This window comes from Pseudomonas sp. Sample_14 (assembly GCF_004307515.1).
In the GTDB taxonomy this organism is placed as follows: domain Bacteria; phylum Pseudomonadota; class Gammaproteobacteria; order Pseudomonadales; family Pseudomonadaceae; genus Aquipseudomonas; species Aquipseudomonas atacamensis.
The window spans coordinates 1-17,709 of record NZ_RCOC01000056.1 but is presented as its reverse complement, the minus strand read 5'-3'; the positions used below and the strand labels follow the sequence as shown (position 1 = coordinate 17,709).

Below are 17,709 nucleotides of genomic sequence, written 5' to 3'. Positions count from 1 at the left end.
GCAGGCTCGCTCCCACAATGGTTTTGTGGTGAGACAGAAAAATGATGTACAGCCTCGAAGACCTGCTCCACCTGATGTCCCGCCTGCGCGATCCGCAGTTCGGTTGCCCGTGGGACATCAAGCAAACCTACGCGACCATCGTCCCGCACACCCTCGAAGAAGCCTATGAAGTGGCGGATGCCATCGAGCGTGGCGATCTCGACCATTTGCAAGGCGAGTTGGGCGATCTGTTGTTTCAGGTGGTGTATTACAGCCAGTTGGCCAAGGAAGAGGGGCGGTTCGAATTTGCGGGGGTGATCGACAGCATCACGCGCAAACTGATCCGCCGTCATCCGCATGTGTTTCCGACGGGCGACCTGTACGCGCCGCTCGACGTGCCGTGCTTGAGCGAAGAACAGGTCAAGCAGCGCTGGGAAGAGATCAAGGCCGAAGAGCGCGCCGAGAAAGCCTCTGCGCCCGAGCAGTTGTCCTTGCTTGATGATGTGCCGGCCACCTTGCCGGCACTGTCGCGCTCAGCCAAGTTGCAGAAGCGCGCCGGGCAGGTCGGTTTCGACTGGCCGGATGCCTTGCCGGTCCTCGACAAGGTCCGCGAAGAGCTCGATGAAGTGCTCGAAGCCATGTCGGAAAATGATCCGGTGGCGGTGGCCGACGAGATCGGCGATCTGCTGTTTTCCGTGGTCAATCTGGCCCGGCATTTGAAGGTCGATCCGGAAACCGCCCTGCGCGGCGCCAATGGCAAGTTTGAAAGACGTTTCCGTTTTATCGAACAGGCATTGCGCGACACCCATCGTCCCATGGAAGATTGCACCCTCGAAGAGTTGGACGCCCTGTGGGGCGAAGCCAAACGCCAGGAAAAGAATGAGCCCAGCTGCGGCTGAGCCGTTGCCCAAGTGAGTAAGCATTGATGAGCCTTTCCCTTCGCGACCAGTTGCTCAAAGCAGGCCTGGTCAACCAAAAGCAGGCCAAGCAGGTCAGCAAAGACAAGCAGAAGCAACAACGCCTGGCCCACAAAGGCCAGGCCGAGCTGGACGATTCGCAGCAGCGCGCCGCCCAGGAAGCCATGGCCGAGAAGGTCAAGCGCGACCAGGAGCTGAACCGTCAGCAGCAGGAGAAGGCCGAGGCCAAGGCCCGCGCTGCGCAGGTCAAGCAGTTGATCGAAGTCTCCCGTCTGCCCAAGCTGACCACCGAGGACTACTACAACTTCGTCGACGACAAGAAGGTCAAGCGCATCTCGGTCAACACGCTGATGCGCAACAAGCTCAGCAGCGGTTCGCTGGCGATCGTGCACCACAACGGCGGCTATGAAGTGATTCCCCGTGAAGCGGCGCTGAAGATCCAGGAGCGCGACCCGCAGCGCATCGTTCAGCTCAACGTGCAGACCGAAGAGGTCAACGCTGAGGACGATCCGTACGCGGCGTACCAGATCCCTGACGATCTGATGTGGTAAATCCACGGCTGTAACAACGACGAACCCCGCTCATGGCGGGGTTTGTCGTTTTCAAATGCTGTGTTGTTTCAGGCGGACTTCAGTTCTCTTTGCTGTTCCTGCACTTCCAGTTCGGCCTTGTAGTTATGGGCATCTATTTCGTTGTGGAACATGCCGACCAGCAAGTCTTGTTGATGCACATCCCAGATACGGATGCCGGCGGCCAGGCCTTCGTGGGACATGTGTGAATCGTCGCGTTCAGTTACTTTTACAGTCATCTGCTAGCTCCAAATCTCAAGTTACTGCACCAAGGCGTGTGCAGGACTCTGTTATAGGATTTGTTAGTCAGCTAAGTAAACCGCCAATTGGCGCAAGGTGTTGTTGCGGATTTCGCAACAAAGCTGGAGGCCGCGTAAACCGCGACATTCGGTCGCAGGGCGGTAAGTTTCATGACAGAAGTTTCATCTCCAGAACGCTCTGGATCCCTGTCTTTGATCGTTCCCACGCTCCGCGTGGGAATGCCTCTGGGGACGCTCCGCGTCCAGTGACGCGGAGCGTCACGGGCTGCATTCCCACGCAGAGCGTGGGAACGATCAATATCGCATTCGCGAGCAGGCTCGCTCCCACAGGGTTTTGCGGTGTACCTGCTATTTTCTGCAGGCCAAAAAAAAAACGCCCCGAACCAGTCGGGGCGTTTTCATGTGCGGCTCAGCGGTGGGGAATTACTTGCCTTCCCAGCGCTTCAGTACCAGCGTGGCGTTGGTGCCGCCAAAGCCGAAGCTGTTGCTCATCACGGTGTTGACGGTGGCGTTCTCGCGGGTCTTGGTCAGCACCGGCAGATCGGCCACTTCCGGGTCGAGCTCGTCGATGTTGGCGGAGCCGGCGATGAAGTTGCCTTCCATCATCAGCATGCAGTAGATCGCTTCGTGCACGCCGGCGGCGCCCAGGGAGTGACCGGACAGGCTCTTGGTCGAGCTGATCGCTGGAGCCTTGTCGCCGAACACTTCACGCACACCTTTCATTTCCGCGACGTCGCCGACCGGAGTCGAAGTGCCGTGGGTGTTCAGGTAGTCGATCGGGGTGTCGACGGTGGACAGCGCCTGCTGCATGCAGCGGATCGCGCCTTCGCCGCTCGGGGCGACCATGTCGTAGCCATCGGACGTTGCGCCGTAGCCAACGATCTCGGCGTAGATCTTCGCGCCACGGGCCAGAGCGTGTTCCAGCTCTTCGACGACAACCATGCCGCCGCCGCCAGCGATGACGAAACCGTCGCGGTCCTTGTCGTAGGCGCGGGAAGCTTGTTCCGGGGTGTCGTTGCGCTTGCTGGACAGAGCGCCCATCGCGTCGAACAGGAACGACTGGCTCCAGTGCTCTTCTTCACCGCCACCGGCGAAGACGATGTCCTGCTTGCCCATCTGGATCTGTTCCATGGCGGTACCGATGCAGTGAGCACTGGTGGCGCAGGCAGAAGCGATGGAGTAGTTCAGGCCCTTGATCTTGAACGGCGTGGCCAGGCAAGCGGAAACGGTGCTGCTCATGGTCCGCGTTACACGGTACGGGCCAACGCGCTTCACGCCTTTCTCACGGAGGATGTCCAGCGCTTCCATCTGGTTCAGCGTGGAGGCACCGCCGGAACCGGCGATCAGGCCGGTACGCGGGTTGGACACCTGCTCTTCGGTCAGGCCGGAGTCAGTGATGGCGTCTTTCATGGCCAGGTAGGCGTAAGCCGCTGCATGGCCGACGAAGCGATAGATCTTGCGATCGATCAGCTCTTCAAGGTTGAGGTCGATGGAGCCGGAAACCTGGCTACGCAGACCCATTTCAGCATATTCCGGGTTGAACCGGATGCCAGGGCGGCTTGCACGCAGGTTAGCGGAGACGGTCTCTTTGTCATTGCCCAGGCACGAAACGATGCCCAGACCAGTGATAACGACGCGGCGCATGCGAATAACCCTTAGAAGTTGTCAGTGGAGGTGAACACGCCGACGCGCAGGCCTTCGGCGGTGTAGATTTCGCGTCCGTCGACACTGACCGAACCATCGGCGATGGCCATGTTCAGCTTGCCCTTGAGGACGCGTTTGATATGAATGTTGTAAGTGACTTTCTTCGCGGTCGGCAGCACCTGACCGAAGAATTTCACTTCGCCCGAACCCAGCGCACGGCCGCGGCCCGGCAGGCCTTGCCAGCCCAGGAAGAAGCCGACCAGTTGCCACATGGCATCCAGACCCAGGCAGCCCGGCATCACCGGATCGCCTTCGAAATGGCAGGCGAAGAACCACAGGTCAGGGTTGATATCCAGCTCGGCGACCAATTCACCTTTGCCGTACTTGCCGCCTTCTTCGCTGATATGGGTGATGCGATCCACCATCAGCATGTTCGGGGCGGGCAGTTGCGCGTTACCTGGGCCGAACAGCTCACCGCGACTGCAGCGCAGCAGGTCTTCCCGAGTAAAGGCGTTTTGTTTGGTCATGCGAGCTCCTCAATAATCCCATGCGGCAGGTGGGGCAGATCTTCCCGACCGTTCAAGGCGTTCATGCCTCGAACCGGCAGCCTACTCATAGACTATTGCGTTGTGGTGAAAGTCACAGCACCAAGGACATGAATGTACACTTGTGCACTGAAATTTTTAATCAAGCCCCTTTTGGGGCTCGTTCGGGTGCCTAAGACTGCCGCACTTTCGCTTTTCACGCCAGTCGCAGATGGTCGAAAGGCCCACACTACGACACCCAGCGCTGCAAAATCTGCTGCAGGTCATTGCGTTTGAACGGCTTGGCCAGGTAATCGTTCATCCCCGCCGCCAGACAGGTTTCGCGATCGCCCTGCAAGGCGTTGGCGGTCAGCGCGATGATCGGCACATCGCGGCGTCCGGGCAGGTCGCGGATCTGCCGCGTGGCCTCGTAGCCGTCGATGATCGGCAGCCGGCAATCCATCAGAATCACTTCGAATTCGCCACCCTCGGCACTGCGCACCGCTTGCGCGCCATCGGTCGCCACGCTGACCGCAAAGCCGAGGCTGCGCAGCATCGCTTCGATCACGGTCTGGTTGACCGGGTTGTCTTCGACCAGCAACACATGGCGTCCTTCGCCCTGACCACTACCGTTCAGGGTGCGCGGCGCGGCCAGCGCCGGCATTGCCTGCTTATAGAGCGCCAATGGAATTTCCAGAGTGAACACCGAACCGCGTCCTTCCTCACTCTGCGCGCGCAAGGTGCCGCCCATACGTTCGGCCAAAGTCCGCGCGATCGGCAGACCAAGACCGGTGCCACCGTAACGACGGGAGATCGAACTGTCGGCCTGCTGGAAGGCATTGAACATCAGCTCCAGACTCTCCGAAGAAATGCCGATGCCGCTGTCGCGCACCGAGCAGGTGAACCACAGCAGGTCATGGTCCAGCGACTGCCATTGCGCCTCGATGCTCACTCGGCCCTGCTCGGTGAACTTCAAGGCATTGCCGACCAGATTGACCAGAATCTGCCGGATCCGCGTCGGATCGCCCTGCACCTGCAAGCCGCGCATGTCGTCGGGAATGCGCAGATTCAGCGCCAGGCCTCGCTGCACCGCGCTGTGCTGGAACGACTGCGCGCAGGCGCCGATCAGCTCGGCGAGGTTGAACGGGATGTGCTCAAGCTCCAGCTCCGAACGTTCGATCCGCGAGAAGTCGAGAATGTCATTGATGACCTTGAGCAAGTGCTCGGTCGACTCCGAAGCGAGTGCGGCGTATTCGACCTGCTCCTCGGTCATCTCGGTGGTTTCGAGCAATTGCAACATGCCCAGCACACCGTTCATGGGGGTGCGCAGTTCATGGCTCATCATCGCCAGAAAATCCGATTTGGCGTTGTTGGCCTTTTCCGCTTCTTCGCGGGTCTGGATCAGTTGCGCCATCGCCTGCTGCTGTTCGCGGCTGGCCTGTTCCAGCGCCTGAGCAAGGTTATTGATGTGTTGCGACAGCGCACCCAGTTCAGTGTCATCGACAATCGGCAGCGGGGTTTTGTAATCGCCTTCCTGAATCGCCTTGACCGCATCGCCGATGTCGCGGATCGGCTGCGACAGACTGCCGGCCAAACGGCGGGCGACGACGAAGGTGAAGAGCAGGGCGAACAGCGCGAGAATCCCGGCCTTGAACAGGATCTCCTGCTGGCGCTGACTGAAAGCGTCATTGGACAGCCCGACGATCACTCGCCCCAGATAATCCTCGCCGGCGGTGCTGTTGCTGACCTTGCCGTCCTGGAAGAAGTCGTTATGTAAGGCGATCCGCTGCAAACGCACTGGCGCCTGGAACACTTCAACCTGATGCGGGCGGCTGTGGCTGTCGGCCGGTTGTTCGACATACACCAGAATCCGGTTGGCGCTGTCCTGCACTTCGAGAAAACGCACGTTGGGCGTGGCCAGTGTCGCCTTGAGCAGGCTTTCCAGCACTTCGTTGTTGCCGGAGATCACCCCGTATTCCGTGGCAGGCGCCAGTTGGTTGGCAATCAACTGGCCAGTGTGGTTCAGCTCCTGACGCAAGTCCTGGATGCGCACGAAGGTAAAGAAGCTGATCAACAGCAACGTCAGCAACAGCGCCGGCCCGAGGCTGATCAGCTGCGTGCGGGTGTTGATGTCCCAACGACGACGAAAACTCATGGGCGGCGCTCTCCTTCGGCCAAGGCACTGGCGACAGATGCTTCATTCTGCGGTTCGATGCCTAAAGAACGAGCCACCTGCGCATTACTTGAGACTTTGAAACGAGCGGGGTAAAGCGTTCGCGGCCATGCGCTGGTGGGCTGATCGAGCAAATGGTCGAGAATCGCCAGCCAGTCGCTCTGGTCGCTGTAGGTACTGGCGAGGCTGCCAGCGCGAACGAATGCAATGTTGGGGCCGATCAGCGCAACCTGACGCGAGTAGCTGCTGAGCAAGAGGTTTTTCGCCGTTTGCGAGTTGTACAGATCGGGGTCGTCGAGGCCGAGCAGCACATCGCTGCGTTTCAGCACCGCTTGCAGCGGACGGCTGTCGTGGATGTTGTCCCAGCGCTGGCTGACAATCTCCAGGTTCAGCGGCCGCGCAGCCGCGCGCAATTCGTCAATGAGGAATTCGCCGTGCTCATCGAACAGCACGCCGACCCGCCGCGCCTGCGGCAAGATCCGCCGGATCAGTTGCAATTGCCGGCTCAGCGGCGGGTCGCTCCAGAGCAGGCTCAGGCGCGCCGGTTGGGCATCGGCGAAACGCTGGCGCGCCTGCAAGCGGCTGATGCGCAACACCAGCGTCGACGGGCCTTGTGAGTCTTGCAGACGCCAGTCGAGGCTGGGCAGATCGAGCAGGATCAAGCGCAGACTGGTCGGTAATTTGCCCGGTGCCGGCAAACTCGCCAGCGGCTGGAACCGCACGTTGTCGGTCGGGCGCAGTTCACTCAGCGCTTGCACGAAGGCCTGCACGCCGGGGCTTTCCTCGGCGCCGGTCAATAGAATGTCCGCCGCTTGCACCGCGACGCCGTGCAGCCACGCAGTCATGAACAGGCAGAGCCCGGCCAGCCAGTGGCCCAGGGTGGGCGTCTTCCGTGACGGGCCGGTGCGCATCCTAGAACTCCAGCTCGGCACTGAAATACATCACCCGGCGTTCATCGTAATTATTGTCGACGAAGGTGTTCGGCTGATGATCGAGGCGCTGTTGCAGCACGCCGGCCAATTGCAGCTGAGCTTTGCCAATGGCGATGCGTTTGGCGATGCGCGTGTCGACGCGTTCGAAGCGATAGCCGTTGAGCGCGTTGTCGCCGTAATAGAAGAGGGCGCTGTTCCAGCCATGGCCCCAATTGCGCAGCCAACCGGCGGAACCGCTGTTGCGCGAGGTCAACTGCTGGTCCAGCGGATTGCTCGCCTCGGCGTCGACGAAGGCGTAGGTCAAACGCAAACGGTCGGCGCTGCTGAGGCGCCAGTCGAGTTGCGTTTCGGTGCCGCGAAAGCGCGAGCTGTTGGCGTTGCTGGCGATGTACTGATTGTTGCGCAGCGGTTCGCTGATCATCCCGGTGATTTCGTCGTAGAACAGCTTCACGTCGACGGCCAGTCCGAGTTCGGCGAAGTAACCGTTGTAGCCCAACTCGCGCGAGCGCATGTGTTCCTGATCGAGATCACCGGGGCCACGGGTCTTGACGAAATAGCGCGCCGACGACTGGCCGTAGGCCGAGGGTCGCAGGTTGCTGACCTGATAGCTCCAGTTGACGTTGTTCTCGAACATGTCCGGCGAGCGGATCGCTTCCGAGTACACCGCGCGCAGGCCATGACGCGGGTTGATCAGGTAGTTGACCGCGAAGCGCGGGGTCAGCGAACTGCCGATCAGTTGCGTGTCTTCGAACATCGCTCCGCCCTGCACCAGCCAGTGCTCGGTGGCGCGCCATTCCAGTTGGCCGAAGGCGCGCCAGGTGGTGTCGTCGAGGGTGCCGTTGAAATAGGTCTCGGAATCGGCGCGGTCGTAGCGGTAGTTGAGGCCGCTGACCAGTCGCAGGCTGTCGGACAGGCTGAGGGTGTCCTGCAGTTCGAGGTCGTAGCGCGATTCGCGGGCGCTCTGGTCGATATCGCCGCACAAGGTCCGGCTGGCGCCGTTGCGCCATTGCTCGAGCACTTGATTGGCCAGCGCCATTTCCTGCGGCGTGCCGGGTGCCGCGCCGGGGCCGGTGAACTGGTTGATGTTGCGCGCCAGCCGTTCGGTGTAATTCGGGTTGAGCTGCCACAGCTGCGCCAGCTCGGGGCTGAACGACACCTCGGCATCGCAGGCGCGCCAGACTTGCTGTCGATCCCAGTGCTGCGCCGAACCTTGCACATAAAGGCTGTGTTCGGGGTTGATATCGAGGTTCCAGCGCACCGAACCGGCGTAATCCTTGGCCACCACGTCGGAATTGTTCCCGGCGTCGGTAATCCCCGAGAACACCGGGCGGTAGGTATAAGGTCGCTGATTGCTGCCGTCCTTGGCGTTGAGCTGCCAGTCGAGGCTTTGCCCTTCATTGAGGTCGTGGCTGACCGCCAGGCTCAGACGATTCAAGCGTCGACTGTCGCGATAATCGGCGCCGTTGCGGTCGCTGTCGAAACCGTCGTCTTCCTGGCCGGACAGCGACAGGCGCAGATCACCGCCGTCCCAACCGGTGCCCTGACTGGCATAAAAGTCGTTGATGCCACGCTGGCCGCGCGTGATCTTCAAACGCGTGCCATGGCTGTCGGCCGGGTGGCGGGTGATGATGTTGATCACCGCCATCAGCGCGTTGGCGCCGTAGCTGACCGTGTTCGGGCCGCGAAACACCTCGATCCGGTCAATGTCTTCCATCGCTACCGGGATATCGCTCCAGTCCACCGTCGCCAGGCCGGCGCGGTACACCGAACGGCCATCGATCAACACCTGCATGCGCCGCGCTTCGCTGGCGTTGGTGCCGTGGTAGTTCACCGCCGGCTGATTGCCGTTGATGCTGCCAACCATCATTCCCGGCACCAGCCGCAGCAGCTCGCTGATGTCGCGGGCACCGCTGGCGCTGATCAGTTCGCTGTCGAGAACGGTCATGCTCCCGGGCACTTCCGCCGGCGTCTGCTTCAGCCGCGTGGCGGTAAGCACCTGCGGCAGCGTCTGGCTGTCGACGAACAGATCGTCCGCCAGCACCAGCGGGCTGAACAGCAGCGCCAGGAGCAGCGGCGAGCGCGGGGGAGGAGGGCCAGAAAACACGACACAGCCTGCAGAGAGAAGAATTGGCGCGCATGTTAACCGAGGGCGGCGACTTTTCCAGTGACGTTGCAGGCATTTTCCTAGGTTTTATTGGTCTTCTTCCTACAAATGTCGGTAATTGTTGCTGGGGCTGGCCGCCATCGGGTCGCCCCGTATAATGCCCGGCATCGCCACTGGTATGGATTAACGGATTGCATATGACTGATCAGCGCCCGATTGCGGTCCTGGGAGGCGGAAGTTTTGGTACCGCCGTGGCCAATCTGCTGGCCGAGAACGGCCATCAAGTCCTTCAGTGGATGCGTGACCCCGAGCAGGCCGAGGCCATCCGGGTCAACCGCGAAAACCCGCGTTATCTCAAAGGCATCAAGATTCTCCCGGGCGTGACTGCTGTCACCGACCTGCAAGCCACTCTCGATGCCTGCGATCTGTGCTTTGTCGCGCTGCCATCCAGCGCGTTGCGCACGGTACTTGCCGCCCACGCCGAGCGTTTGAGCGGCAAGATGCTGGTCAGCCTGACCAAAGGCATCGAAGCGCAGACCTTCAAGCTGATGAGCCAGATTCTCGAAGAGATCGCCCCGCAGGCGCGCATCGGCGTGTTGTCCGGTCCGAACCTGGCGCGGGAAATCGCCGAGCACGCACTGACCGCCACGGTGGTCGCCAGTGAAGACGAAGAACTGTGCAAAGCGGTGCAAGCCGCCCTGCACGGGCGCACCTTCCGCGTCTACGCCAGCGCCGACCGTTTCGGTGTCGAGCTGGGCGGGGCGTTGAAAAACGTTTACGCGATCATCGCCGGCATGGCGGTGGCGCTGGAGATGGGCGAGAACACCAAGAGCATGCTGATCACTCGCGCCTTGGCCGAGATGACCCGCTTTGCGGTGAATCAGGGCGCCAACCCGATGACCTTCCTTGGTCTGGCCGGGGTCGGCGATCTGATCGTCACCTGTTCGTCACCCAAGAGCCGCAACTACCAGGTCGGCTTCGCCCTCGGTCAGGGCTTGAGCCTCGACGAAGCGGTGTCGCGTCTTGGCGAGGTCGCCGAAGGGGTCAACACCCTCAAGGTGCTCAAGGCCAAGTCCCAGGAAGTCGGCGTGTACATGCCGCTGGTCGCCGGGCTGCACGCGATCCTGTTCGAAGGACGCACGCTGGAGCAGGTGATCGGTCTACTGATGCGTGCCGAGCCGAAAACCGACGTCGACTTTATTTCCACCAGCGGTTTCAACTGATACAGCTGTTACACGGACAGGAAGCAAGCCATGAACGATCCGAAAAGCGAAACCCAGTACGAATCCATCCTCCTGCGGGTGTTGTGGATGATCGTTTATCTGCTGGTCTGGCAAGTCGCGCAGTTCATCCTCGGCGCGGTGGTCTTGGTGCAACTGATCTACCGCCTGATCTACGGCGCACCGAGCGCCAGCCTGATGAATTTTGGCGACAGCCTCAGCCAGTTCCTCGCGCAGATCGGCCGCTTCGGCACGTTCCACAGTGACCAGAAGCCTTGGCCGTTCGCCGACTGGCCAGCGCCGCGCACCCCGGAAGGGGAAGCGCCGCACACCGTCGCCCCGGCCGCGCATCCGGTGCGCGATGAGGAGCCCAAACTATGAAACTGTGGGTATTGCGTCATGGTGAGGCGGTGCCTCACGGCTCGAAAATCGATTCCGAGCGCGAGCTGACCGAGCATGGTCGTAAAGAAGTCCTGCGCAGCGCGGCGCATCTGATGGGCCAGCCGCTGACGGCGATCTACGCCAGCCCTTATCTGCGCGCGCAGCAAACCGCGCAGATCGTGCGCGAGGCGCTGGGGTTCGAGCCGGAGATCCGTACGGTCGAGTGGCTGACGCCGGAGAGCGATCCGGACAAGGTGGCCGAGCAATTGGTCGCGGTGAGCAATGTGCTGCTGGTCAGCCACAACCCGTTGGTGGGCGATCTGCTCAGCTATCTGCAGCACGGCGCCGGGCATCCGTCGGAGAAGGTCAGTACAGCGGGCCTGGCGGAGCTTGAGCACAGTGAGCTGCTGATTGGCTCGATGAAGCTCAACAGCCTCAAGCACCCTTAACGCCATATCCCTGTGGGAGCGAGCCTGCTCGCGAAGGCGGCGTGTCATTCACCCTTTTTGGGGCTGACATACTGCATTCGCGAGCAGGCTCGCTCCCACATTGATTTCTGCCAATCCGTGAAATTATTTGTTTGAAAATTCCAACCAAGCACTTGCTTGGTTGACTACTCTTGCTCCAGACCAAAAAAACAGGAGCGAGTCGCATGTCTGCCGCCTTCCGTTTGCCGCTGGACGTGTTCTACGAACGGGAAGCCCGGCACCCGCGCCAGCGCTTTCTGGTGCAGCCCATCGGTGGCGGTCAGGTCGAGACGCTGACATGGGCCGATGTCGGCCATCAGGCCCGCTGCGCCGCGCACTGGTTGCGCGCACGGGAGCTGCCGCCCGGCAGCCACATTGCGCTGATCTCGAAAAACTGCGCGCACTGGATCATCGCCGATCTGGCGATCTGGATGGCCGGGCATGTGTCGGTGCCGCTGTACCCCAATCTCACCGCCGAGTCCGTGGCGCAGGTGCTGACTCACTCGGAAAGTGCGCTGGCGTTCATCGGCAAGCTCGATGACTGGGCGGGCATGGCGCAAGGCGTGCCGACGGGTTTGCCGACCATCAGCCTGCCGCTGCATCCGCCAGGCGAGTTCGATTACAGCTGGGCGGATCTGCAGAGCTGTTCGCCAATCCAGGACGATCCGCGTCCCGCCGCCGAGCAATTGGCGACGATCATTTACACCTCCGGCACCACCGGCCTGCCCAAAGGCGTGATGCACAGTTTCGCCAATCTTGGTTTCGCCACCAGTCGCGGCACGCAGCTGTTCGGGCTCAACGAGAACGATCGGCTGCTGTCGTATCTACCGCTGTGCCACGTTGCCGAGCGCATGTTTGTCGAATTGGCCTCGATCTATACCGGGCAGACCGTGTTCTTCGCCGAAAGCCTCGAGACTTTCATCACCGATCTGCAGCGCGCGCGGCCTACGGCAATGTTCGGCGTGCCGCGTATCTGGACCAAATTCCAGATGGGTGTTTACGGCAAGATCCCGGCGCAGCGCCTGGATTTTCTCCTCGGGCTGCCCTTCATCGGCAAGCGGGTCGGGCACAAAGTGCTGGCCGGGCTCGGCCTGGATGCCTTGCGCGTGGCGTTGTCCGGCGCCGCGCCGGTACCGCAGACCTTGCTCGCCTGGTATCAGAAACTCGGCCTCGATGTGCTGGAGGTGTACGGCATGACCGAGGGCTGCGGCTATTCGCATATCTGCCTGCCGGGGCGATACAAACAGGGCTGGATCGGCCAGCCGTGCCCGGAAGTCGAGGTGCGCATCGATGAGTCCGGCGAAGTGCAGGTGCGCAGCCAGGCCAACATGCTCGGCTATTTCAAGGAACCGCAGAAAACCGCCGAGACGCTGACCGCAGACGGCTTTCTGCGCACCGGCGACAAGGGTGAGCAGGACAGCGAAGGGCGCCTGCGCCTGACCGGGCGACTCAAGGAAATCTTCAAGACCAGCAAAGGCAAATACGTCGCGCCGGCACCGATCGAAAACCGTCTGGCCGTGCATTCACGCATCGAACAAGTGTGCGTGGTGGGCGATGGCCTGAGTGCACCGCTGGGGTTGTGCGTGCTGTCGACGGTCAATCAGCAAGAGCCTCGTGCCAGTCTGCACGCGAGCCTGGAAAAGCTGCTGGAAGAGGTCAACGCCGCCCTCGACAAGCACGAACGCCTGCGCCGGCTGGTGGTGGTCAAGGACAACTGGGCGGTGGATAACGGCTTCCTCACGCCAACCCTGAAAATCAAACGCAACGTCATCGAAGACCGCTACGGCGCACGCTTCGAAGAATGGAGCGCGCGCAGCGAGGCGGTGCTGTGGCAGGATTGAGCATCGATTACAACAACAAAGGAAGTCTGCGATGAGCTTGTGGCGTACTACTCCCGACATCGAACAGTTGAACGCAATCCAGAAGAACACCATTGGCGAAGTGCTGGATATTCGCTTCGAAGCCTTCGACGAACAGTCGCTGACCGCGAGCATGGTCATCGACCATCGCACCCACCAGCCTTACGGCCTGCTGCATGGCGGCGCATCGGTGGTGCTGGCGGAAACCGTGGGTTCGATGGCCAGTTATCTGTGCATCGATGCCAGTAAATTCTATTGCGTCGGCCTGGAGATCAACGCCAATCACTTGCGCGGTTTGCGCAGTGGGCGGGTGACGGCGGTGGCCACGCCGATCCATATCGGGCGCACCACGCATGTCTGGGACATCCGTTTGACCAGCGACGAAGGCAAGGCCAGTTGCGTATCGCGCCTGACCATGGCGGTGGTGCCGCTGGGGGAACAGCCGCCGCTGCGTTGACATCTGTCGGGTTCCGTCAGGTCGAGCCCTCACCCCAGCCCTCTCCCAGAGGGAGAGGGGGCCTGCCGTGTGGTTTTCGCGATCCTCGTCGACCTGATAATTCGAGTCGAGCTCAGGTCCCGGACACTCCCCCGATCTGCTCCCTTTCCCCCTCGCCCCCTTGGGGGAGAGGGCTGGGGTGAGGGGGCAGCGGTCTCGCTGATGCACATCACCCTGACCGGACTGTCATCATTCCTGGCACTTACAGTCATTGCTGCGACGCCGGCTCTTGCGGACAATCAACGCCACGATTCCCGCTCATGGATTTGCCCGCATGTCGCAACCGATCTTTTTCGCCCACGCCAACGGCTTCCCTTCGGGGACCTATGGCAAGTTGTTCGCGGCGCTGGCGCCGGAGTATCGGGTCGTGCATCTGGAGCAGCACGCCCATGACCCGCGTTTTCCGGCGGACGACAACTGGTACAACCTGGTCGATGAACTGATCCATCACCTCGAGCTGCAGGAACAGCCGGTGTGGGGCGTTGGCCATTCCTTTGGCGGTCTGCTGCACTTGCACGCGGCGTTGCGCTGTCCCGAGCTGTATCGCGGCGTGGTGATGCTCGACTCGCCGGTGCTGACCCGCACCGATCAGTGGGTGATTCGCGCGGCCAAGCGTTTTGGTTTCATCGACCGGCTGACCCCGGCCGGGCGCACCCTCGGACGCCGTGAAGAGTTCGCCGATCTCGACAGTGCACGCAGTTACTTTTCCGGCAAAACCCTGTTTCGCGGCTTCGATCCGGAATGCTTCGATGCCTACCTGCAACACGGTTTGCATCAGGTCGACGACAAGCTGCGTCTGCGTTTTGACCCAGCCACGGAAATCAGCATTTATCGCGGCGTGCCGCACACCAGTCCGGGGCGCACCCGCCAGTTGCAGGTGCCACTGGCCATCGTGCGCGGGCACAAGAGCCGGGTGGTCATGCGCCATCACACACGTTTCGTCTCGCGCCTGCCCCAGGGCGAGGCGCTGAGCATGCCCGGCGGGCACATGTTTCCGCTGGAGCGCCCGCAGGACACGGCTCGGCTGCTCAAGAATCTGTTCATGCGCTGGGAACAGCGGCAGAACAAGGATTGCGCATGAGCCCGACCTGCGAAGAAGTGCGCCTGAACCTGCCGCATATCGAGTTGGCCGCGCATCTGTTCGGCCCCGAGGACGGCTTGCCGGTGATCGCGTTGCACGGTTGGCTCGACAACGCCAACAGCTTCGCGCGGCTGGCGCCGAAGCTCCACGGTTTGCGTATCGTCGCGCTGGACATGGCCGGCCACGGTCATTCCGCTCATCGGCCAAGCGGCGCCGGTTATGCCCTGTGGGACTACGCCCATGATGTGCTGCAAGTCGCCGAGCAGTTGGGCTGGAAGCGTTTCGGCCTGCTCGGGCATTCGATGGGTGCGATTGTCTCGATGGTGCTGGCCGGTTCGCTGCCTGAACGCATCAGCCATCTGGCGCTCATCGATGGCGTGATTCCTCCGACAGACAAAGGCGAAAACGCCGCCGAGCGCATGGGCATGGCCCTGCAGGCGCAACTTGATCTGCGCGAAAAGCGCAAACCGGTCTATACCACCCTTGAGCGTGCCATCGAGGCGCGGATGAAAGGCTTGGTGGCAGTCAGTCGCGAGGCCGCCGAACTGTTGGCCCAGCGCGGTTTGATGCCGGTGCCCGGCGGTTACACCTGGCGCACCGACAATCGCCTGACCCTGCCATCGCCGCTGCGCCTGACGGAAGAACAGGCAATGGCGTTTGCCGCGCGCGTCAGTTGCCCGGCGCATCTGGTGGTCGCGGCGGATGGCATGCTGGCCAGGCATCCTGAGTTGCTGCAGCGTCTACCCTTCAGTCACGAACAGTTGCCGGGCGGGCATCATCTGCACCTGAATGACGAGGCTGGTGCAGGTCTTGTAGCAGACTGTTTCAATCGCTTCTTCGCCATGCCTTGACTTGCTACCGGCAACTGCCGAGGCTGGGCGGGTTGAAACAGGAGACAAACTGATGGATTTCTATACCGCTGCGACCCCGACCCGCCCAGCCATGACCGTCCGGTGAGCCTGACTATGCGGCCACTCAGTCTTTTCGCGCTGTGCTGCTTCAGCTCCTTGTCCTTCGCTGCCGATGTGCCGGGCAGCCAGGATCTGCAAATCGTGCCGCGTCTGGCCGACGCACAGATCGTCGACTATCGCCCTGCGGCCGAGCTGGAGCGCATCTACCCGCTGGGCTCGATCCGCAAGATCAGCGGCCAGTTGCGCTTCGACGGCCAGGTCACCGCCCGCGGCCAGACCACCTCGGTAACCTACGAGTTGCCGCCGGAACATTCCGCCACCGAAGCCTTTACCGCCGCCCGCGAAGCCCTGCAACAGCAGGACGCCGAGTTGCTGTTCTGGTGCCAGGCCCGCGATTGCGGCGAAAGCAGCCTGTGGGCCAACGAAGTGTTCGGCAACGCCAAGCTGTATGGCTCTGACGAGCAACAGGCTTATCTGTTGCTCCGGCTGGCGGCGCCAAAGGACAACACGCTGGTGGCGCTTTACAGCATCACTCGCGGCAATCGCAAAGCCTATCTGCATGTCGAACAGTTCGAGGCGACTGCGCCGTTGGGCGAACTGCTGCCGACCTCGGCGACCCTGCTGCGCCAGTTGAAAAGCACCGGCGAGCTGGATTTCCCGAAACTCGCTGATGAGCCGGATGCCACCTGGTTGCGCCTGATTTCCCGTGGCCTGAATCTCGACACGACCTTGCGGGTCACGGTTTCCGGGCCCAAGGCCGAAGCCTGGCGCCAGGCGTTGATCACTCAGGGTGTGCGGGCGGCCCGGATGGAAACCGGCAATCTCGAAGGCTCTGGCCTGCGCATCGACCTGTTGCGATAAGCTGTGCCGGGCGAGCACGCACGCGGTGTTCGCCTACTCTTTCGCTGACTGACTTTGCCGGGACTTTCCATGCTCAATAACGATCGCCTGCTGGTGCAGATTCTGCTGCTGGTGTTATTCGGTGCCAGCCTGTGGGTGATGGCGCCGTTCTGGTCGGCGCTGTTCTGGGGCGCGGTGCTGGCGTTCGCCAGTTGGCCGCTGATGCGTTTGTTGACCCGCGCGCTCAATGGCCGCGAATCGCTGGCCGCGTTGATCCTGACACTGGGCTGGATGTTGCTGGTGGCGGCGCCGCTGGTGTGGCTGGGCTTCAATCTTGCCGATCATGTGCGCGATGCCACGGCATTGATCAAGGATGTGCAGGTCGACGGCTTGCCGGAAGCGCCCACCTGGCTTGGCAGCGTGCCTTTGGTTGGTGAGCGACTGGTGGCGATGTGGGACAGCATCGATCAGCAGGGCGCGGCGTTGATGGTCTCGATCAAGCCGTATCTGGGCCAGGTCGGTAACTGGCTGCTGGCGCGCAGTGCGCAGATCGGCGGCGGGATTCTCGAGCTGACGCTGAGCCTGGTGTTCGTGTTCTTTTTCTACCGTGACGGGCCACGACTGGCGGCGTTTGTGCACAGTCTGCTGCAGCGCTTGATTGGCGATCGTGCCGGTTATTACATCGAATTGGTGGCGGGCACGGTGCAGCGGGTGGTCAACGGCGTGATTGGTACGGCGGCGGCGCAGGCGGTGCTGGCGTTGATCGGCTTTTTCATTGCCGGGGTCCCTGGGGCGCTGGTGCTGGGGATCGTCACGTTTATGCTGAGTCTGATTCCGATGGGGCCACCGCTGGTGTGGGTGCCGGCTACGGCTTGGCTGGTGTGGAAGGGGGAGTACGGGATGGCGATCTTTCTCGGGATCTGGGGGACGTTCATCATCAGTGGCGTGGACAATGTGCTCAAGCCGTATCTGATCAGCCGTGGCGGTAATCTGCCGTTGGTGATTGTGTTGCTCGGGGTGTTTGGCGGGTTGATTGCGTTTGGCTTTATCGGGTTGTTTATTGGGCCTACGTTGTTGGCGGTGGCTTATAGTCTTTTGACGGATTGGAGTAAGAGTCAGGCTCGGGTCTAGGGGGGCTTGGCGGCCTTTGGGCCGACCATGCTCTTGGGGTTTTGGGTGTATATCCGTTTCTGCGGGTGTTGCGGATTACGGTTCCGCCCTTACGGCGGGTCACCTTTTTCAAACGCCAAAAAGGTAACCCAAAAGGCTTGCTCCTGCGTTCGGCCCTCGCAGGCTCGGGTTCCTTCGCTCCGGGATCGATCCGGGCGCAGCGGCTACGGTTTGCTTCGCTG

Annotated in this window: 17 protein-coding genes; 11 read left to right on the top strand and 6 right to left on the bottom strand. The window is 61.6% G+C overall.

Going from position 1 to position 17,709, the window contains the following annotated elements; all coding sequences use genetic code 11:
• Window positions 1–44 precede the first annotated feature (44 nt).
• Both mazG and D8U61_RS12385 read left to right on the top strand, forming a co-directional pair.
• The gene (mazG, locus tag D8U61_RS12390; protein WP_130887407.1) at window positions 45–878 is read left to right on the top strand and encodes a nucleoside triphosphate pyrophosphohydrolase; all 834 of its coding nucleotides are present in this window, start codon (window positions 45–47) and stop codon (window positions 876–878) included.
• Window positions 879–904: 26 nt separating this feature from the next.
• The gene (locus D8U61_RS12385; protein ID WP_016773645.1) at window positions 905–1,447 is read left to right on the top strand and encodes a DUF2058 domain-containing protein; all 543 of its coding nucleotides are present in this window, start codon (window positions 905–907) and stop codon (window positions 1,445–1,447) included.
• 68 nt (window positions 1,448–1,515) lie between these two features.
• On the opposite strand, the gene D8U61_RS12380 is transcribed toward D8U61_RS12385, so the two are convergent.
• The 6 genes from D8U61_RS12380 to D8U61_RS12355 all read right to left on the bottom strand — a co-directional run bounded on the left by D8U61_RS12380 (window position 1,516) and on the right by D8U61_RS12355 (window position 9,102).
• A complete protein-coding gene (locus D8U61_RS12380; RefSeq protein ID WP_016773646.1) occupies window positions 1,516–1,704 on the bottom strand; it encodes a hypothetical protein in 189 nt (62 codons plus the stop codon).
• A 444-nt stretch (window positions 1,705–2,148) separates the two neighbouring features.
• A complete protein-coding gene (gene fabB / locus D8U61_RS12375; protein ID WP_130927024.1) occupies window positions 2,149–3,369 on the bottom strand; it encodes a beta-ketoacyl-ACP synthase I in 1,221 nt (406 codons plus the stop codon).
• Between the two features lie 11 nt (window positions 3,370–3,380).
• Window positions 3,381–3,896 (bottom strand): 3-hydroxyacyl-[acyl-carrier-protein] dehydratase FabA, encoded by a 516-nt coding sequence (gene fabA, locus D8U61_RS12370; RefSeq protein WP_024013962.1) that lies wholly within the window; start codon window positions 3,894–3,896, stop codon window positions 3,381–3,383.
• A 247-nt stretch (window positions 3,897–4,143) separates the two neighbouring features.
• Entirely contained in the window at window positions 4,144–6,048 is a 1,905-nt protein-coding gene (locus D8U61_RS12365; protein ID WP_130927023.1) for an ATP-binding protein, read from the bottom strand.
• A complete protein-coding gene (locus tag D8U61_RS12360; RefSeq protein WP_130927022.1) occupies window positions 6,045–6,977 on the bottom strand; it encodes an ABC transporter substrate-binding protein in 933 nt (310 codons plus the stop codon). The genes D8U61_RS12365 and D8U61_RS12360 overlap by 4 nt, the downstream gene beginning before the upstream one ends.
• A gap of 1 nt (window position 6,978) precedes the next feature.
• Window positions 6,979–9,102, bottom strand: a complete 2,124-nt coding sequence (locus D8U61_RS12355; RefSeq protein WP_130927021.1) for a TonB-dependent receptor — start codon at window positions 9,100–9,102, stop codon at window positions 6,979–6,981.
• A 197-nt stretch (window positions 9,103–9,299) separates the two neighbouring features.
• Between D8U61_RS12355 and D8U61_RS12350 the strand changes: the two genes are divergently transcribed.
• From D8U61_RS12350 to D8U61_RS12310, 9 genes are all read left to right on the top strand, one after another.
• On the top strand, window positions 9,300–10,325 hold the full coding sequence (locus tag D8U61_RS12350; protein WP_110602350.1) for an NAD(P)H-dependent glycerol-3-phosphate dehydrogenase: 1,026 nt from the start codon (window positions 9,300–9,302) through the stop codon (window positions 10,323–10,325).
• A 30-nt stretch (window positions 10,326–10,355) separates the two neighbouring features.
• Complete coding sequence (locus D8U61_RS12345; protein WP_016773653.1) at window positions 10,356–10,703, top strand: DUF4389 domain-containing protein; 348 nt, start codon at window positions 10,356–10,358, stop codon at window positions 10,701–10,703.
• Window positions 10,700–11,152 carry a phosphohistidine phosphatase SixA gene (gene sixA, locus D8U61_RS12340; RefSeq protein WP_125926509.1) on the top strand — a complete coding sequence of 151 codons (453 nt, stop codon included), beginning with the start codon at window positions 10,700–10,702 and terminating at the stop codon, window positions 11,150–11,152. Before D8U61_RS12345 ends, sixA begins: the two co-directional genes overlap by 4 nt.
• A gap of 203 nt (window positions 11,153–11,355) precedes the next feature.
• Complete coding sequence (locus D8U61_RS12335) at window positions 11,356–13,011, top strand: AMP-binding protein (RefSeq protein ID WP_130927020.1); 1,656 nt, start codon at window positions 11,356–11,358, stop codon at window positions 13,009–13,011.
• Between the two features lie 31 nt (window positions 13,012–13,042).
• Window positions 13,043–13,486 (top strand): hotdog fold thioesterase, encoded by a 444-nt coding sequence (locus D8U61_RS12330; protein ID WP_016773655.1) that lies wholly within the window; start codon window positions 13,043–13,045, stop codon window positions 13,484–13,486.
• A 313-nt stretch (window positions 13,487–13,799) separates the two neighbouring features.
• Entirely contained in the window at window positions 13,800–14,606 is an 807-nt protein-coding gene (locus D8U61_RS12325) for an alpha/beta hydrolase (RefSeq protein ID WP_110646675.1), read from the top strand.
• Window positions 14,603–15,457, top strand: a complete 855-nt coding sequence (locus D8U61_RS12320; protein ID WP_130927019.1) for an alpha/beta hydrolase — start codon at window positions 14,603–14,605, stop codon at window positions 15,455–15,457. The genes D8U61_RS12325 and D8U61_RS12320 overlap by 4 nt, the downstream gene beginning before the upstream one ends.
• A 114-nt stretch (window positions 15,458–15,571) precedes the next feature.
• A complete protein-coding gene (locus tag D8U61_RS12315) occupies window positions 15,572–16,378 on the top strand; it encodes a DUF4892 domain-containing protein (protein WP_122603212.1) in 807 nt (268 codons plus the stop codon).
• 69 nt (window positions 16,379–16,447) lie between these two features.
• The gene (locus D8U61_RS12310; protein ID WP_024013952.1) at window positions 16,448–17,488 is read left to right on the top strand and encodes an AI-2E family transporter; all 1,041 of its coding nucleotides are present in this window, start codon (window positions 16,448–16,450) and stop codon (window positions 17,486–17,488) included.
• Window positions 17,489–17,709 lie beyond the last annotated feature (221 nt).

Coding starts and splice junctions, on each gene's coding strand:
- D8U61_RS12335 (WP_130927020.1), top strand. CDS start 11,356: ATGTCTGCCGCCTTCCGTTTGCCGCTGGACGTGTTCTACGAACGGGAA.
- mazG (WP_130887407.1), top strand. CDS start 45: ATGTACAGCCTCGAAGACCTGCTCCACCTGATGTCCCGCCTGCGCGAT.
- D8U61_RS12385 (WP_016773645.1), top strand. CDS start 905: ATGAGCCTTTCCCTTCGCGACCAGTTGCTCAAAGCAGGCCTGGTCAAC.
- D8U61_RS12315 (WP_122603212.1), top strand. CDS start 15,572: ATGCGGCCACTCAGTCTTTTCGCGCTGTGCTGCTTCAGCTCCTTGTCC.
- D8U61_RS12310 (WP_024013952.1), top strand. CDS start 16,448: ATGCTCAATAACGATCGCCTGCTGGTGCAGATTCTGCTGCTGGTGTTA.
- D8U61_RS12330 (WP_016773655.1), top strand. CDS start 13,043: ATGAGCTTGTGGCGTACTACTCCCGACATCGAACAGTTGAACGCAATC.
- D8U61_RS12320 (WP_130927019.1), top strand. CDS start 14,603: ATGAGCCCGACCTGCGAAGAAGTGCGCCTGAACCTGCCGCATATCGAG.
- fabB (WP_130927024.1), bottom strand. CDS start 3,369: ATGCGCCGCGTCGTTATCACTGGTCTGGGCATCGTTTCGTGCCTGGGC.
- sixA (WP_125926509.1), top strand. CDS start 10,700: ATGAAACTGTGGGTATTGCGTCATGGTGAGGCGGTGCCTCACGGCTCG.
- D8U61_RS12360 (WP_130927022.1), bottom strand. CDS start 6,977: ATGCGCACCGGCCCGTCACGGAAGACGCCCACCCTGGGCCACTGGCTG.
- fabA (WP_024013962.1), bottom strand. CDS start 3,896: ATGACCAAACAAAACGCCTTTACTCGGGAAGACCTGCTGCGCTGCAGT.
- D8U61_RS12345 (WP_016773653.1), top strand. CDS start 10,356: ATGAACGATCCGAAAAGCGAAACCCAGTACGAATCCATCCTCCTGCGG.
- D8U61_RS12350 (WP_110602350.1), top strand. CDS start 9,300: ATGACTGATCAGCGCCCGATTGCGGTCCTGGGAGGCGGAAGTTTTGGT.
- D8U61_RS12365 (WP_130927023.1), bottom strand. CDS start 6,048: ATGAGTTTTCGTCGTCGTTGGGACATCAACACCCGCACGCAGCTGATC.
- D8U61_RS12325 (WP_110646675.1), top strand. CDS start 13,800: ATGTCGCAACCGATCTTTTTCGCCCACGCCAACGGCTTCCCTTCGGGG.
- D8U61_RS12380 (WP_016773646.1), bottom strand. CDS start 1,704: ATGACTGTAAAAGTAACTGAACGCGACGATTCACACATGTCCCACGAA.